Genomic DNA, 15,959 nt, shown 5'->3' with positions numbered 1-15,959 from the left:
CATGCCCTCGTACCGATTGCCGGGCCTCCCGGAGGATGAGCGATGACCTGCGGAGTACTCCCCTGGGTGGAGACGGGGACCTAGGTCTCAGGGTCTTCCCGGAGGGGGCGTCCGATGTACCCCTACTGTTCCGAACTGTCCTCCCGGGGGACCGGCTGCTCGACGAGCGCCAGCACCCGAGTCGCCATGAAGCGGGCGGTCCGTACCACTGATCCGCTTCGGGTGACTTCGCTCACTTCTACGACACCTCGGCGCACCGCCGTCTCCACCCGGCGACCCGCCCTGCTGGCTACCACCTCGTACGTACGCGTCGTGTCCCCTGCGTCCACGACTATCTCCACGCGGTCACCCTTCACGGGTTCAATCCCCCTTCTGCGATGGATGGTTGGGATCACAGGCAGTCCAAAGAGGCTCTGTTCGCACGCTCCCTGACCACCTTTCAAGTTTCCCACCCGGCACTGACAATCGATCGGGACGAGAGGGCGCGGCCTCTGCGCGCACCCGGCCGCGGAAACGTAAGCTGTGGCTCGTCAAACGGACCGGGCAGCGGGGATGGACATGGCGATGATGCGCCTGAGGCGCGAGGACCCGCGTGTCGTCGGCTCGTTCAGGCTTCACCGACGGCTCGGCGCGGGCGGGATGGGTGTTGTCTACCTGGGCTCCGACCGGCGCGGCCAGCGGGTCGCCCTGAAGGTGATCCGGCCGGATCTGGCGGAGGATCAGGAGTTCCGCTCGCGGTTCGCGCGCGAGGTCTCGGCGGCACGGCGGATCAGGGGCGGCTGCACGGCCAGGCTCGTCGCCGCCGACCTGGAGGCGGACCGTCCGTGGTTCGCCACGCAGTACGTTCCCGGACCCTCCCTGCACGACAAGGTCACCGAAGAGGGACCGCTGTCGGCGGCCGACGTGGCCGCCGTGGGTGCCGCCCTCTCCGAGGGTCTGGTCGCGGTGCACGAGGCCGGGGTGGTCCACCGTGACCTCAAGCCGTCCAACATCCTGCTGTCCCCGAAGGGGCCGCGGATCATCGACTTCGGCATCGCCTGGGCGACCGGGGCCAGCACGCTCACGCACGTCGGCACGGCGGTCGGGTCCCCCGGATTCCTGGCGCCCGAGCAGGTGCGCGGCGCCGCCGTCACCCCGGCCACGGACGTCTTCGCGCTCGGGGCCACGCTCGCCTACGCGGCGACCCAGGACTCGCCCTTCGGACAGGGCAGTTCCGAAGTGATGCTCTACCGGGTGGTGCACGAGGAGCCGCACCTGCACGGGGTCCCTGACGCCCTCGCCCCGCTCGTCCGGGCCTGTCTGGCGAAGGACCCCGAGGAGCGGCCCAGCACGCTCCAACTGTCGTTGCGGCTCAAGGAGATCGCGGCCCGCGAGGCCCACGGAATGGCGGACGTGCGACCGCCCGCGCCGCGTACGGATCCGGACCGGCCGACGGGACGCCTGGCCGAGCAGTACGTCGAGCAGCGCACCCAGCGGCGTCCGGGGGCCACTCCCCCGCCGCGCACCGGCGGGACGAACGGCGGGTCACGGTCGGGATCGCGGCCGGCGCCCGCCCGCAACACCGGCCGCTCCGGGAGCAGGCCCGCGCCCCGCAGCGGCGCCGGACGGCCCGGTCCGCGGACCACCGGAACGGGCAGGCGGCCCGCCAATCCGCGGCTGCTGCGCCAGCGGCTCTTCGTGTTCGTGGTGGTGACGCTGCTGGTCGCGCTCGGTATCGCGGCGGCCCAGGGGTGCCAGGGACCGGCCCGCGGGCTCGACGACGGGGTCCCGCGCAAGGACGTACGCCAGGAGCAGTCGTCCCACAAGCCGCGGCCCACCGGTGCTTCGACGGCCGGGACGGACCGGAGCCAGGTCCACCGGGACGGCTAGGACCTGTCCGATCGGTCGATCCCCGGACGCGGACTCGGGGTCGGGCACGTCCGTCGGTGGCGGGGGCGGCCGAGCCCCCGGCACGGACGTCAGTTCTCCGGACTTCAGCTCTCCGGGCGGCCCGTCGCCACCGCGTAGAAGGCGACCGCGGCCGCCGCTCCGACGTTCAGGGAGTCGACGCCGTGGGCCATCGGGATGCGGACCCACTCGTCGGCCGCCATCAGGGCCCGGGTGGACAGGCCGTCGCCCTCCGCGCCGAGCATCAGGGCGACCCGGTCCATCCGGTGCGGGGCGGCCTCGTCGAGGGACCTGGCCTTCTCGTCCGGGGTGAGGGCGAGCAGGTTGAACCCGGCGTCGCGCACCGATTCCAGGCTCTTGGGCCAGGCGTCGAGACGGGCGTAGGGGACCGAGAAGACCGCGCCCATCGAGACCTTCACCGAGCGGCGGTACAGCGGGTCGGCGCAGTCCGGGGAGAGCAGCACCGCGTCCATGCCGAGGGCGGCGGCGGAGCGGAAGATGGCGCCGATGTTGGTGTGGTCGTTGACCGACTCCATGACGACGACGCGGCGCGTGGACCGCAGCAGCTCGTCCGCCGTCGGCAGCGGCTTCCGCTGCATCGAGGCGAGCGCTCCCCGGTGCACGTGATAGCCGGTGACCTGCTCGGCGAGCTCCGGGCTGACCGCGTAGACGGGGGCCGGGAGTTCGTCGATGACGTCGCGCATGACGTCGACCCACTTGGCGGACAGCAGCATCGAGCGCATCTCGTACCCGGCGTCCTTGGCCCGTCTGATGACCTTCTCGCCCTCGGCGATGAACAGGCCCTCGGCGGGTTCGCGCTTGCGGCGCAGTTCCACGTCGGTCAGGCCCGTGTAGTCGCGCAGACGCGGGTCGTCGGGGTTCTCGACGGTGATGAGATCGGCCACAGGGTGATACTGCCTTGTCCTGGGTGCGGTGCCAACGGCTGGGAACGGGTTGGGTTACCCGTGGTTACTGGGGAAGTCCGGAGCCTGCGTTCACGACCTCGCCGATGACGATGACCGCGGGCGGCCTCACATCCTCGGCGCGGACGGTCTCGGCGACGGTGGCCAGGGTGGCGTCGACGCGGCGCTGTGCCGCGGTCGTGCCCTCCTGGACGAGGGCGACGGGGGTGTCGGCCGGCTTGCCGTGCGCGACGAGCGTGTCGGCGATCCTGCCGATCTTGTCGACGCCCATGAGGACGACGAGGGTGCCGCGCAGCTTGGCGAGCGCGGGCCAGTCGACGAGGGAGCGCTCGTCGTCGGGCGCGACATGACCGCTGACCACGGTGAACTCGTGTGCGACACCCCGGTGGGTGACCGGGATGCCCGCGGCGCCCGGCACCGAGATCGAGCTCGAGATGCCGGGGACGATCGTGCAGGCGATGCCCGCCTCGGCGAGCGCCTGGGCCTCCTCCATGCCACGGCCGAAGACGAACGGGTCGCCGCCCTTCAGCCGGACGACGGACTTGCCCTGCCTGGCGTGCTCGATGAGCGCGTTGTTGATGGCCTCCTGGGCCATGAACCGGCCGTACGGGATCTTCGCCGCGTCGATCACCTCGACGTGCGGCGGGAGTTCGGCGAGCAGGTCACGGGGACCGAGGCGGTCGGCGATGACCACGTCGGCCTCGGCGAGCAGCCGGCGGCCGCGGACCGTGATCAGGTCGGGGTCGCCGGGACCTCCGCCGACCAGGGCGACGCCGGGGGTGCGGGTGCGGTGGTGCGGGGCGACGAGGGTGCCGTCGCGCAGGCCCTCGACCACGGCGTCGCGGATCGCGGCGGTGTGGCGGGGGTCGCGCCCCTTGGCGTTCGTGGTGAGGACGGCGACGGTCACGCCCTCGCTGTGACCGGTGGCCGGGGTCCAGGCCGTCGCCGCGTCGGCGTCGTCCGAGCGGACGCACCAGACGCGGTTGCGCTCCGCCTCGGCCGAGGCGTCGGCGTTGGCCCGGGAGTCGCTCGTGGCGATCAGCGCGTACCAGGCGTCGGCGAGGTCGCCCTCCTCGTACGGGCGCCGCGTCCAGGTGATCTCGCCCGCGTCCGCCATCGCCTCGACGGACGGTGTCGCCTGCGGTGACACGAGGTGGACGTCCGCGCCCGCCGCGATGAGCGCGGGGAGCCGGCGCTGGGCCACCTGGCCACCGCCCAGGACGACGACGCGACGGCCGGCGAGGCGGAGGCCTACGGGGTAGGCGGGGTGTTCGGCCATGGAGGTGCGGCTCCTCGTACGGGCAGGCGGTGCGGGCGGGCGCGCTGCGGCTTTGGAGCGGCCCTGACGTGGGGTTTTTCGGTAGAGGTCCGGACAGGTGTCCAGACTACGGCGAGGCCGGGCGGGCAGCGCTGAACGCCTGCCGGCCCCACCCGGCGCCGTCGGCCTACTTCTCGGTCACCCCGGCCGAGTCGAACGTCGCGACCTCGTGCATCGCCCGCGCCGCGCTCTGCACGATCGGCAGGGCCAGGAGGGCGCCGGTGCCCTCTCCCAGACGCAGGTCGAGGTCGATCAGGGGGCGCAGGCCCAGCTTGTTCAGGGCGGCCACATGACCGGGCTCCGCGCTGCGGTGACCGGCGATGCAGGCGGCCAGGACCTCGGGGGCGATGGCGCGGGCCACCAGTGCGGCGGCGCCGGCGCTGACGCCGTCCAGGATCACCGGCGTGCGCAGGGACGCGCCGCCGAGCAGGAGGCCGACCATGGCGGCGTGCTCCAGGCCGCCGATCGCGGCGAGGACACCGATCGGGTCGGCGGGGTCCGGCTGGTGGAAGTCGATGGCACGGCGGACGACCTCGGTCTTGCGGGCCAGGGTCTCGTCGTTGATGCCCGTACCGCGGCCCGTCACCTCCGCCGGGTCGGCGCCGGTGAAGACCGAGATCAGGGCCGCCGACGCGGTCGTGTTGGCGATCCCCATCTCACCGGTCAGCAGCGCCTTGTTGCCCGCGGCCACCAGGTCGCGGGCCGTCTCGATGCCCACCTCGAGCGCAGCGATCGCCTCTTCGCGGGTCATGGCGGGGCCCGTGGTCATGTCGGCGGTGCCCGCGCGGACCTTGCGCGGCAGCAGGCCCGGTGTGGCCGGCAGGTCGGAGGCGACGCCCACGTCGATGACGCAGACCTCGGCGCCCACCTGGTTGGCGAACGCGTTGCAGACCGCGCCGCCGCCCAGGAAGTTGGCCACCATCTGCCCGGTGACCTCCTGCGGCCAGGGGGTGACGCCCTGGGCGTGCACGCCGTGGTCGCCCGCGAAGATCGCGACGGCGGCCGGCTCCGGGATCGGCGGCGGGCACATCCGGGACAGGCCCGACAGCTGCGCGGAGATGATCTCCAGCATGCCGAGGGCGCCCGCGGGCTTGGTCATCCGCTTCTGGCGCTCCCACGCCTCGCCCAGCGCCTTGGCGTCCAGGGGGCGGATGTTGGAGACGGTCTCGGCGAGCAGGTCGTGCGGCTCCTCGCCGGGCAGGGCGCGGCGGCCGTACGTCTCCTCGTGCACGACCCACGACAGGGGGCGGCGCTTGGACCAGCCGGCCTGCATCAGCTCGGGCTCGTCGGGGAACTCGTCGACGTAGCCGACGCAGAGGTAGGCGACCACGTCGAGGTGGTCGGGCAGGCCCAGCGCGCGGACCATCTCCCGCTCGTCGAAGAAGCTGACCCAGCCGACGCCGAGGCCCTCGGCACGGGCCGCGAGCCACAGGTTCTCGACCGCGAGGGCGGAGGAGTACGGGGCCATCTGCGGCTGGGTGTGACGGCCGAGGGTGTGGCGGCCGCCCCGGGTCGGGTCGGCGGTGACGACGATGTTGACCGGGGTGTCGAGGATGGCCTCGATCTTCAGTTCCTTGAACTGCTTGGCGCGGCCCTTGGGAAGGGACTTGGCGTAGGCTTCGCGCTGGCGCTGGGCGAGTTCGTGCATGCTGCGCCGGGTGTCGGCGGAGCGGATGACGACGAAGTCCCAGGGCTGGGAGTGACCGACGGACGGCGCGGTGTGCGCGGCCTCCAGGACACGGAGCAGCACGTCGTGCGGGATCGGGTCGCTGCGGAAGCCGTTGCGGATGTCCCGGCGTTCGCGCATGACCCGCAGCACGGCCTCGCGCTCGGCGTCGTCGTAGCCGGGGGCCGCCGGACCGGTGGACTCTCGTACGTCTTCCACCACGGCCGTGCTCTCTTCCTGGTCGGCGACCTGGGTGCGCAGGTCCTCCGCTTGCTGTGCGGCTACGGGTTCCGGCTCCGCCGTGAGCGGCTCCGGCACGGGGGCGGGCTCGGGTGTGATCTCGGGCGCGGCCTCCGCATCCCGGGGGGCGGGCACGGGCGCCGGAGCGAGCGGTTCCACCTCTGTGGCAGGGGTCTCCGCGATCCCCTCGGCGGTCTCCTCGACCAGAGCGGGCGCCACGACGATCGCGTCTTCCGCGGGCTCCTGAGCCACCGGCGGCTCCTCCTCCACGGGGAGGGGCGGCACGGTCATGGCGTGCGGCGGGGTCGGGGCCAGGTGCGGCGTGGTCGGCACGGTGCCCTCCACGGGCACGAACTGGCCGAGGCCCTGGTCAGCCTGGGGCGCGGAGGGCGCACCGGGGTGTCCGGGAGCGCCCGCCGCGTCCAGGGCGCTCGGGTGGTGCTGGTCGCCCTGGGACCGGCCCGCGGCCGGGTGGGAGACCTCCGCGTGCGCGGCCACGCCCACCGGTACACCGTGCAGGACTTCGTCGTCGGCAGGCTCGGGGAAGGCGACGCCGTTGTGGGAGGGGACACCGTCCTCCGAGAGCGCGGCGGCGTCCTCGGGGAGCGCGGCTCCGTTCTCGGAGAACGCGGCCTGGTCCGTGAAGTGCTGGGCCTGGAAGCCGTCGAGGCCGATGCCCGGCCCGCCGTGCGAGGCTTCCGCCGAGCGCGCGGAGAGTGCCGACAGGGCGGACTCCGGAGCATCGAAGAGGTGCGGGGCGGCGGCGAGGGGCTGCCCGGCCTCCGGCAGGGATACCTCGTCCGCGAATCGGACAGCGGGTTCCGGCAGCTGGACGACGGGTTCGGCGAACACGGCGTCACCGGCCACGAGGCCGGCCGGGTCGGCTCCGTGCATCTCCTGGTCGGCGATCTGCGGCGGGTCCGGCAGAGGGTCCTGCGCGGCGGCGTCCTCGGCCGACGCGAGGTCCTGCTCGGGCGCGACCTGCTCGGCGTCCGCGGGGATCGGCACCGGTACGGCCTCGTGCTCGGGCACCTGCGCGTCGCCGCCGGACTGCTCGGCGGAGCCTGCCTGCTCGGCGGCCTCGGTGGCGTCCGGCGCGCCGAGGTCCTGCGGGGCGTCCGGGAACTGTGCGACGTCCGGGAACTGTGCGACGTCCGGGAACTGCGGGGCGTCCGGGAACTGCGGGGCGTCGGGAAGCTGGGCGGCCGACGAGCCGTCCGTCGCGGGCACGGGCTCGGGACCCTGTCCGTCCGCGGGGTCCTGGAGGTCGAGCGGCGCTTCGTGGGCCTGAGGCAGCGGCGTCTGGGCGGCGTCCGGCGTCAGGGCCTGGTCCTGGACGAAGGGCGTCGCCACGAACCCCTGCACCTGCTCGGCCTCCACCGCCTGCGGCTCGGGAGCCGGTCCGGCCTCCACGTCCACGGCGGACGCGGGCAGCTGTCCCGCCTCCGGGACGACCGTTTCTGCAGCCGTCGCCTCGAACCCGACCGGCGGAGTCCCCCACGGCACCGCGCCCTGGGGTGCCGCCTCGCCGAGCTGGGCCACGTCCAGGTACTCGGGACCAACCGTGGGCGGGCCGGCGTGCCGGGCGGGAGCGACGGGGGCGGCCATGCGGCCCGGACGCGCGCCCGCGGGTCCGCGGTCGGCCAGGGAGCGCACGGGGCTGGAGGAGCCGTCCGGCGTGGGCGGGCCGAGGTGCAGCGGGCGACGGGGCGCCACGGGCACGGGGTTCGGCGTACGGACGGCGCCGAGGTCGACCGCGCCGCTGTCCCGTCCGGCCGTCTCGTGCGGGCCGGGCTCGTCGGTGAAGGGCATCGGGGCCGGCGGCGGCACCTCGTTGCCCCAGGCGCCCTGGGCACCGGGCGCTCCGGGCATCAGAAGGAGGTCGTCGTCCTCGGCGGGGTTCTCGGAGGGGTCGAGGAAGGTGTACGCGCCCGGCGTGGTGACGCCCGGCTGCTCCACCATGCCTGCGTTCTCCGGCAATCCCTCGCCCGGGACCTGGCCGGTGTCGGTCATGCGTACCCCTCGCCCATCGGTTAGTGCTTCCAAGTCCAGCTCGCCCGGAACGGCGCACCGACCGCCCCACAGTGAAGAACGAGCGTGCGTGCCCAGCGGCACGAACGACCGGCCAACAAAGACGACAAAGCCATTAACTGGCATTGTCCCGGTCGTACCGCCCTCGCGACAGGTTGATCCGCGAGCGCCCGCTGTGGACTGCGCCACGTTGCGCGTCCTCCGGTTCTGCCGTACCACACACGCCTCAAAACGGGCGGGTTTTCCGGACATTGGCCCACGAAAGGCCGACCCCCCGGGAGCGGTACAACGATCGGCCAGCCTACCGCGCGCAGTACGACAACAGGATCACGGGGCGCGATCGGGCAAACGGCCGCTGAGCAGGAACGCGACGCTCCGCTCCTTCTCCGTCCAGGCCCTTGTATCGAGTTCGACGGACTGAATGAGGGCGCACTCGACCTCATAGCCGTGCTCAGTCAGATCGCGGCCGATGAGTTCGGCGGCGTCTCGGGTGGCGGCATGCGCGACGATGCGCTGGGGCCGGCGGTCGGCGACGGCGGAGACGACCGCCGCTCCCCCGCCGCCGACGCGGACGACATCGGGTTCGGGCAGGTCTTCCAGGACGTGCGGGGCGCTGCCGTGCACGATCTGCATCTGGACGCCGAAACGGCGGGCGGAGTGTTCGGTGCGGGTGCAGGCACCCGGACTGCGGTCGACGGCGATGACGGCGGCACCGGTGCGGGCGGCCTCGGTGGCGAAGGCGCCGCTGCCGGAGCCGATGTCCCAGACGAGGTCGCCGACGCGGGGTCCCAGGCGGGCGAGTTGGGCAGCCCGGAGCAGATCCGTCTCGCCCTCGCCGAGCGCGCCGCCGTACGCCCCGGCGGGCAGCGCCCAGCCGCGCGGTCCGCCGCCGGGCTCCCGGCCGGCGATCCAGCCGCCGCCTTCGGCCGCGGCCACGAAGCCGCCGATGACGATCACGACGTTCGGGTCGCGCCAGGTGTGATCGGCTGCCTTGTCCGAGGTCAGGATCGTGACCTGTTCGCGGGCGGTGCCGAGCTCCTCGCAGATGACGAAGGTGCGGTGCACTCCTTCGAGCAGCAGCCCGAGTTCGGCGGGTCCGGCGCCGGGTGAGGTGAGGACTGCGACCTTGGTGTGGGCTCGGCATACATTCACCGCGCGTCGCAGCGTGCGGCTATGTGCGACGACCACTTGTGCGTCGTCCCAGGGCATTCCGGCACGGGCGAAGGCGGCGGCCACCGAGGAGACGGCGGGCACGACTTCGACCTCGAGGCCGAACTCGGGTGCGCGCAGGGCGCGTACGACGCCGAAGAATCCCGGGTCCCCGTCGGCCAGGACGACGGCGGTGCCCCGGTGGCCCGCGATCCGGCGGGCGGCGAGGCCGACGCTGCCGAGACGGATGCGTTCGGCGCTCTCCGGCACTTCGGGGAGTGCGAGATGGTGGGGCGCGCCGGCCACCAGCGTGGCGGCACCGAGAGCCGAGCGCGCCGCGGCGGTCAGCGGCGAGCCGTCCCAGCCGATCACCGTGACCCGGTCGGCCATCGTCGTCAGTCTCCAGAAGGTCTTCGCAGGTCGTCAGGTGCAGCCCGGGCGGGCTCCGTGAGGGTACCTGGTGCGGCCGGGGGGGTGCCGGGCCGGACGGTGTGGCGCGGGAGCGGTCCCGCCGTTCCCGGACCGTGGTCCCGGTCCCTGCCCCCGGGGTCCGGTGAGGGAACGCCCGTCCATCCACATGACTCGGCGCGACCGCTCCGGTACGCCGGTGAGGGCCCGGCGCGCGGAGTGCCGTACGGCTGCCGGGCCGGGTCAGGCCCAGTCGTTGAACGAGGTGAACCCACCGGTGTCGGCGAGGTGCTCGCCCACACCGTCGAGGTCCTCCGGCAGCAGGCTCCAGACGATGAAGTCGGTGCGCAGGTCGACCCAGGACCCGTCCTCGGTCCGGGTGCGCGCTATGCAGGCGCTGCGCAGCACGCCCTCGCTGATGCAGCCGATCTTCTGGGCGACCTGCTGCGAGGCGGTGTTGTCGGCGGCCGTGCGCAGTTCGATGCGCTCGAACTTCTGGTCGCGGAACAGCCATCGGGCGGTGGCGAGCGCGGCTTCGGACGCGTAGCCCTCGCCGCGCGCCCAGGGGGCGATGATGTAGGAGAGCTCGGTGGAGCGAACGCGCCAGTTCGTCTTGCCGAGTTGGATGATGCCGACCAGGCGCTGGGTGAGGAACTCCGTGACGGCGAGGTCGAGTCCGCGGCCCTCCGTGCGTTCCGTGGGCGCGTAGTCGGTGACCCAGTCGCGGGCACCGTCCTCCGTGAACGGCTGCGGGATCGACGTCCAGGCCGCGACCATCTCGTCGTTCATCATCTCTGCCAGCGCGGGCACGTCGTCCTCGTCGAGCGCACGCAGGACCAACCGCTCCGTGCTGATGGAGATGTCGGGGAAGGTGCTCGTCATGCGACGCTCCGTAACCGTCGGGGACTTCGGACCTGATATACCGTCGGGTCCGCTGAACTGCCCAGCATGCAGCATGAAACCACTGAACGGCACAACGGGGTCCGCTCCGGGTAATGGAGTGGACCCCGTGCGGTGACGAGGGGGGCCGTCGGCCGTGCGTGACCTCCGGGGCCGAGCCCTCGCCGCCGCCCTCGTCGCTGTTCTTCCCCCGGTCCGGGCCTACTTGAAGGACGGGATGACGGAGCCGGCGTACTTGTCCTCGATGAACTTCTTGACCTCGGGCGAGGTGAGGAGCTTCGCGAGCTTCTTCACGCGCGGGTCGTCCTCGTTGCCCTTCTTGACGGCGAGGAAGTTGCCGTACGGGTTGTTCGTGGCCGACTCCAGGACGAGGGCGTCCTTGGCGGGCTTGAGGTCGGCGGCGATGGCGTAGTTGCCGTTGATGACCGCCGCGTCCACGTCGTCCAGGGAGCGCGGGGTCTGAGCCGCCTCGACCTCCTTGAACTTGAGGTTCTTCGGGTTCTTCGAGATGTCCTGCGGGGTCGCGGCGTTGCCGGCGTCGTCCTTGAGGGTGATGAGCCCCTTGGACGCGAGCAGCTTCAGGGCACGCGCTTCGTTGACCGCGTCGTTCGGGACCGCGACGGTCGCACCGCTCTTCAGGGCGTCGACGCTCTTCACCTTGTGGGAGTAGAGGCCGAGCGGCTCCAGGTGCACCGTGACGACGGGCACTATGTGCGTGCCGCGCTTCTCGTTGAAGTCGTCCAGGTACGGCTGGTTCTGGAAGTAGTTGGCGTCCACCGAGCCGTCCTCGGTCGCCGTGTTCGGCACGATGTAGTCCTGGAACTCCTTGACCTCCAGGTCGAGGCCGGCCTTCTTCGCCAGGTGATCCTTGATGTAGTTGAGGATCTCGGCGTGCGGGACCGGGCTGGCGGCGACGACGAGCGGCCCGCTCGTGTCGGCCGAGGAGGAAGAGGAGGAGGAGTCCTTGTCCGAGCCGCAGGCGGAGAGCCCCAGGGTGAGGGCTCCGGCGGCGAGGACAGCGGTGGTGATCTTGGCGGTGTTACGCACGAAAAGTGCCTTTCCTTATGGGTGAAGCTGCCCCGTCATGGGGTGAACGGGGAAGTCTGCGGGGGGGGGAAGCCGGGGCCTGCGACAGGGTCCCGGGAGGGTTCAGGCGACCTTGCCGACGTCCGCGACGGCGGGCTCCCTGGACTTCAGGAACCGCAGCCTCGGGGCGGCGCCGGAGTGACCGCCGCGCCGGTGCAGCCCGCGGGCCGCGTAGTCGCCGGCGAACTGGATGAGCGAGATGACGACCGCCAGGATGGCGACCGTGATCCACATCATTTCGGTCTCGAAGCGCTGGTAGCCGTAGCGGATCGCGATGTCGCCGAGACCGCCGGCACCGACGGTGCCGGCCATCGCCGAGTAGCCGATGAGGGCGACGATCGTGGTGGTCGCGGAGGAGATCAGCGACGGCAGCGACTCGGGTACGAGGACCCTGCGGACGACGGTCCAGGTGTTGCCGCCCATCGACTGCACGGCCTCGACGAGTCCGCCGTCCACTTCACGGACCGACGTCTCGACCAGCCGCGCGAAGAACGGGATCGCGCCGACGGCGAGCGGCACGATCGCCGCGTCGCGTCCGATGGTCGTTCCCGTGATCGTGCGCGTGAAGCTCATCAGCGCGACCATCAGGATGATGAAGGGCAGCGAGCGGGCGACGTTCACGACCTGCCCGACGACCTTGTTCACGACCACGTTCTGCAGGAGTCCGCCGCGGTCGGTGAGGACGAGCAGGATGCCGAGCGGCAGACCGCCGACTATCGCGATGAGCGTGGACCAGCCGACCATGTAGAGCGTGTCCCAACACGCCTGGGACAGCAGCGGCTGCATCTCCGACCAGGTCACAGGGCACCTTCCTTCACCAGAACGGGCTCCTGCCCCTGGATGTCGATCTGCAGGCCCTGCTCGCGGAGGAAGCCGATGGGCACGACGTTGTCCTCGTAGCGGCCGGGCAGTTCGATGCGCATCCGGCCGACCTGCTTGCCCGCGACGGTGTCCATCGCGGCGCCGAGGATCGAGATGTCGATGTTGTAGGTGCGCGAGAGCTGCGAGATGACGGGCTGGGTCGCCGCCTCGCCGTGGAAGGTGACGTCGATGACGGTGCGGTCGTCGCCGGAGGCGTCGCCGCTGACCGGGAAGAGCGCGGAGGCCAGCTCGGAGCCGGGCGTCGCGAGGAGCTCGCTGACGGTGCCGGACTCGACGATGCGGCCCTGTTCCATCAGCGCGGCCGAGTCGCAGATCGTCTTGACGACGTCCATCTCGTGGGTGATGAGCAGGACGGTGAGGCCCAGTTGGCGGTTCAGGTCGCGCAGCAGCTGAAGGATGGAGCGGGTGGTCTCCGGGTCGAGGGCGCTGGTCGCCTCGTCGGAGAGCAGCACCTTCGGGTCACCGGCGAGCGCCCGGGCGATGCCGACGCGCTGCTTCTGGCCGCCGGAGAGCTGGGCCGGGTAGGACTTGGCCTTGTCGGACAGGCCGACCAGGTCGAGCAGTTGGAGCGCCTTGCGGCTGCGCGCCTTCCCGGAGAGGCCGAGGATCTCGAGCGGCAGCTCGACGTTGTCCTGGACGGTCCGCGAGGACAGCAGGTTGAAGTGCTGGAAGACCATGCCGATCCGGCTGCGCGCCCGGCGCAGTTCCCGGCCCGCACGCGGACCGCGGCCGACGAGAGCGGTGAGGTCCTGGCCGGCGACGGTGACCGTGCCGGAGGTGGGACGCTCCAGGAGGTTGACGCAGCGGATGAGCGAGGACTTGCCGGCGCCGGACTGGCCGATGACGCCGTACACCTCGCCTTCGCGGACATGCAGATCGACGCCGTCGAGGGCGGTCACTTCACGGCCGCGCGAGCGGTAGACCTTGGTGAGGCCCGTTGTCGTGATCACTGGGGTTTCCGTCACTGTCGAGTGCGGGGCGTGGGTGTGCGCCGGGCACGGATGCATTCGGTCGGGAACGCGGCACGGTTCTCGCGGTGGCGATGGAACCGGAAGGAGAACGTGTGCGCGGGGCAGCCCGGTCACGTACGCGGTACGGACACAGGGCGCGTCGATCCCACTTCGGGGCGCGGGATCAGGCGGTGGTGCGAGGGCCCTCTAGCAGGCACACATTCGACACATACAACGAGCACCGGGCGTCATGGTCGCCTCGGTCGCAAGGATGCGGCAGCTCGTCGTGGTCATGGAATGAAGTAAAGCAGATCGGGGGCCGGGGCCCGCCACCGCTGTCCGAATAGCGGACAGCGGTGGACACATCTCAGCCCCGGACGGAGATCTCCACTCCGTCGCGCGTGACCAGTACGGACAGGGCGGCGAGGTCTTCGACGACGAGGTCGGCCTCCAGCTCGTGGGCCTGGTGCGTTGTGGCCAACGCCACGGTGGTCATCCCGGCCGCGCGGCCCGCCCGGAGCCCGGCGGGGGCGTCCTCGAAGACGACGCAGCTGGCCGGGTCGACGCCCAGTTCGCGGGCCGCGAGCAGATAGGGCTCGGGGTCGGGCTTGCCCCGGGTGATGTCGTCGGCGGTGATCATCGTCTTGGGACGGATCCCGGCCTCGTCGAGCCGGGCCTCGGCGAGCCGGCGGGTGGCCGAGGTGACGACGGCCCAGCGCTCGGCGGGCAGCGCGGCGAGCAGCGCGAGGGTGCCGGGCAGCGGCACGACCCCGCCCGGCACGTCCTCGACCTCCAGCTGCTCGATGCGGGCGAGTGCCTCGGGGACGAGGTCGGCGGGCAGCAGGTCGGCGGCTATCTCCACTGCGGGGCGGCCGTGCAGTCCGATCCGGGCGAAGTCCCCGGCGGTGATCCCGTACTCCTGTGCCCACCTCGTCCAGCAGCGGTTCACCGACTCGATGGACGAGACGAGGGTTCCGTCGTTGTCGAACAGGAGGGCTTCGGCGTGGATCTTCATGCCTTCGACCCTAAGGGGCACCCCGGGGGCGAGCGCATCGGGTCTTTTGGCCCGTAATAGGGTCGCGGCATGTTTGATGCCCTGACGGTCGCGACGGCCGTCGCCGCGCTCGCGCTCGCCGCCTGGTGCGGCTGGGCCGCCTACCGTGATCAGCCGACCAAGGACTGGCACTTCATCGGCATGGCCGTGGTGTCGCTGCTCGCCGTGGTCCAGCTGGTGATCGGCGTGGTCCAGCTGGCGCGCGGCCAGAAGCCGGAGCAGGGCACGACGATCTTCGTGGCGTATCTGCTCGGCGCCTTCGCGTGCGTTCCCGCCGCGGGGTTCATGTCGCTGGCGGAGCGCACCCGCTGGGGTTCGGTCACGGTGGCGGCCGGCGGCGTCGTCCTCGCCGTGCTCGAAGTACGGCTCTACGACATCTGGGGAGGCTGAGATGACGGCCACGGAGGAGAACACGACCGTGCCTCGGGACGAGCGGGACGACCGGAACGAGCGGGACGGCCGGAACGAGGAGCCGACCGCGCTGCCCGCGGAGAAGAAGCGCACGCGGCTCATCTCCGGCCCCGGCATGCTGCTGCTGTGGCTGTACGGCGTGATGGTGGTCGGCGCCGTCTCGCGGTCCGCCGTGCAGATCTCCACGGAGTTCGGCAAGGCGCCGCTCGCCTACTCGCTCTCCGCGGTCGCCGGTCTCGTCTACGGATTCATCACGTACTCGCTCGTGCGCGGCGGCGAGACGGCGCGCAGGGCGGCGCTGGTGTGCTGCGCCGCCGAGCTCGCGGGTGTGCTGATCGTCGGGACCTGGACGCTGGTCGAGCCGTCCGCCTTCCCCGACGCCACGGTGTGGTCGGACTACGGCATGGGCTATCTCTTCATCCCGGTGCTGCTGCCGCTGTCGGCGATGTACTGGCTGCGCAAGGCGCGTACGACCGCCGACCAGGGCGTGGCGTTCGGCGACCGCTAGGCGCTGGTGGCGTACGCGGCGGTGTCGGCGCCCTTGGCCAGGGTCACCAGCGTCATGCGCTCGCCCACCCGCTCCTGGGAGACGGGCGCGTAGCCGTGCTTGCGGTACAGACGCAGGTTGCGCTCGCTGCGGTGGCCGGTGAAGAGCTGGAAGGACTTGGCCGCTCCGTCGGCGCCGAGCCGCGTCTCGATCGCGGCGAGCAGGCGCCCGCCGAGGCCGTGCCGCTGCATGCGCGGATGCACGATGAGTTTGTTGATGCGGGCCGTGCCGTCGGCGTCGACGGCGCCGCGTACCGAGGCCACCACCTCGTCGCCGAGCCGGGCCACCAGTACGGTGCCGCCCGCCAGTTCCGCCCTGAGCGAGTCGAGCGGCTGCGTGAGCGGCTCGATGCCGTAGTCGCCGTACAGCTCGGCCTCGCTCTGGTAGCAGAGGTACTGCAGCTTCAGGATCTGTTCTGCGTCCTGCTCGGTCGCCGCCGAGATGGTCACGCTCATGCCCATGTGTGCATGCCTCCCGCTCACCTGTTCCACCGGTCGTCCCTCACTC

Annotated in this window: 14 protein-coding genes; 3 read left to right on the top strand and 11 right to left on the bottom strand. The window is 72.0% G+C overall.

The features are described from left to right. Window positions 1–122 precede the first annotated feature (122 nt). Window positions 123–356: a hypothetical protein gene (locus OOK38_RS26070; protein WP_081223398.1), complete on the bottom strand. Its 234-nt coding sequence runs from the start codon at window positions 354–356 to the stop codon at window positions 123–125. A gap of 196 nt (window positions 357–552) precedes the next feature. Here OOK38_RS26070 and OOK38_RS26065 point away from each other — a divergent pair, with 196 nt between their 5' ends. Continuing rightward, window positions 553–1,869 (top strand): serine/threonine-protein kinase, encoded by a 1,317-nt coding sequence (locus OOK38_RS26065; protein ID WP_266765592.1) that lies wholly within the window; start codon window positions 553–555, stop codon window positions 1,867–1,869. A gap of 104 nt (window positions 1,870–1,973) precedes the next feature. On the opposite strand, the gene OOK38_RS26060 is transcribed toward OOK38_RS26065, so the two are convergent. The 9 genes from OOK38_RS26060 to OOK38_RS26020 all read right to left on the bottom strand — a co-directional run bounded on the left by OOK38_RS26060 (window position 1,974) and on the right by OOK38_RS26020 (window position 14,455). Beyond that, a complete protein-coding gene (locus OOK38_RS26060; RefSeq protein WP_266756609.1) occupies window positions 1,974–2,792 on the bottom strand; it encodes an RNA methyltransferase in 819 nt (272 codons plus the stop codon). Window positions 2,793–2,856: 64 nt separating this feature from the next. Continuing rightward, window positions 2,857–4,089, bottom strand: a complete 1,233-nt coding sequence (gene cobA, locus OOK38_RS26055; RefSeq protein WP_266756611.1) for a uroporphyrinogen-III C-methyltransferase — start codon at window positions 4,087–4,089, stop codon at window positions 2,857–2,859. Between the two features lie 166 nt (window positions 4,090–4,255). Then, window positions 4,256–8,047, bottom strand: a complete 3,792-nt coding sequence (gene cobT / locus OOK38_RS26050; RefSeq protein ID WP_266756612.1) for a nicotinate-nucleotide--dimethylbenzimidazole phosphoribosyltransferase — start codon at window positions 8,045–8,047, stop codon at window positions 4,256–4,258. A 345-nt stretch (window positions 8,048–8,392) separates the two neighbouring features. Then, window positions 8,393–9,604, bottom strand: a complete 1,212-nt coding sequence (gene cbiE / locus OOK38_RS26045; protein WP_266756614.1) for a precorrin-6y C5,15-methyltransferase (decarboxylating) subunit CbiE — start codon at window positions 9,602–9,604, stop codon at window positions 8,393–8,395. A 261-nt stretch (window positions 9,605–9,865) separates the two neighbouring features. Next, window positions 9,866–10,504, bottom strand: coding sequence for a GNAT family N-acetyltransferase (locus OOK38_RS26040; RefSeq protein WP_266756616.1), 639 nt, complete (start codon window positions 10,502–10,504; stop codon window positions 9,866–9,868). A gap of 219 nt (window positions 10,505–10,723) precedes the next feature. Then, the gene (locus tag OOK38_RS26035) at window positions 10,724–11,569 is read right to left on the bottom strand and encodes a MetQ/NlpA family ABC transporter substrate-binding protein (RefSeq protein WP_266756618.1); all 846 of its coding nucleotides are present in this window, start codon (window positions 11,567–11,569) and stop codon (window positions 10,724–10,726) included. A 102-nt stretch (window positions 11,570–11,671) separates the two neighbouring features. Beyond that, on the bottom strand, window positions 11,672–12,409 hold the full coding sequence (locus tag OOK38_RS26030; RefSeq protein WP_266756620.1) for a methionine ABC transporter permease: 738 nt from the start codon (window positions 12,407–12,409) through the stop codon (window positions 11,672–11,674). After that, on the bottom strand, window positions 12,406–13,440 hold the full coding sequence (locus tag OOK38_RS26025; protein ID WP_266756622.1) for a methionine ABC transporter ATP-binding protein: 1,035 nt from the start codon (window positions 13,438–13,440) through the stop codon (window positions 12,406–12,408). Before OOK38_RS26025 ends, OOK38_RS26030 begins: the two co-directional genes overlap by 4 nt. Before the next feature lie 367 nt (window positions 13,441–13,807). Then, on the bottom strand, window positions 13,808–14,455 hold the full coding sequence (locus OOK38_RS26020) for an HAD family hydrolase (RefSeq protein ID WP_266756624.1): 648 nt from the start codon (window positions 14,453–14,455) through the stop codon (window positions 13,808–13,810). Window positions 14,456–14,524: 69 nt separating this feature from the next. Between OOK38_RS26020 and OOK38_RS26015 the strand changes: the two genes are divergently transcribed. Both OOK38_RS26015 and OOK38_RS26010 read left to right on the top strand, forming a co-directional pair. Beyond that, a complete protein-coding gene (locus tag OOK38_RS26015) occupies window positions 14,525–14,884 on the top strand; it encodes a hypothetical protein (protein WP_266756626.1) in 360 nt (119 codons plus the stop codon). Between the two features lie 136 nt (window positions 14,885–15,020). Then, window positions 15,021–15,413, top strand: a complete 393-nt coding sequence (locus tag OOK38_RS26010; RefSeq protein ID WP_266765593.1) for a hypothetical protein — start codon at window positions 15,021–15,023, stop codon at window positions 15,411–15,413. On the opposite strand, the gene OOK38_RS26005 is transcribed toward OOK38_RS26010, so the two are convergent. Further along, window positions 15,410–15,913, bottom strand: coding sequence for a GNAT family N-acetyltransferase (locus OOK38_RS26005; RefSeq protein WP_266756628.1), 504 nt, complete (start codon window positions 15,911–15,913; stop codon window positions 15,410–15,412). The two genes, OOK38_RS26010 and OOK38_RS26005, sit on opposite strands and share 4 nt — an antisense overlap. Window positions 15,914–15,959 lie beyond the last annotated feature (46 nt).

Source organism: Streptomyces sp. NBC_00568 (assembly GCF_026341855.1).
Classification (GTDB): domain Bacteria; phylum Actinomycetota; class Actinomycetes; order Streptomycetales; family Streptomycetaceae; genus Streptomyces.
This window is presented reverse-complemented; position numbering and strand designations above follow the sequence as displayed.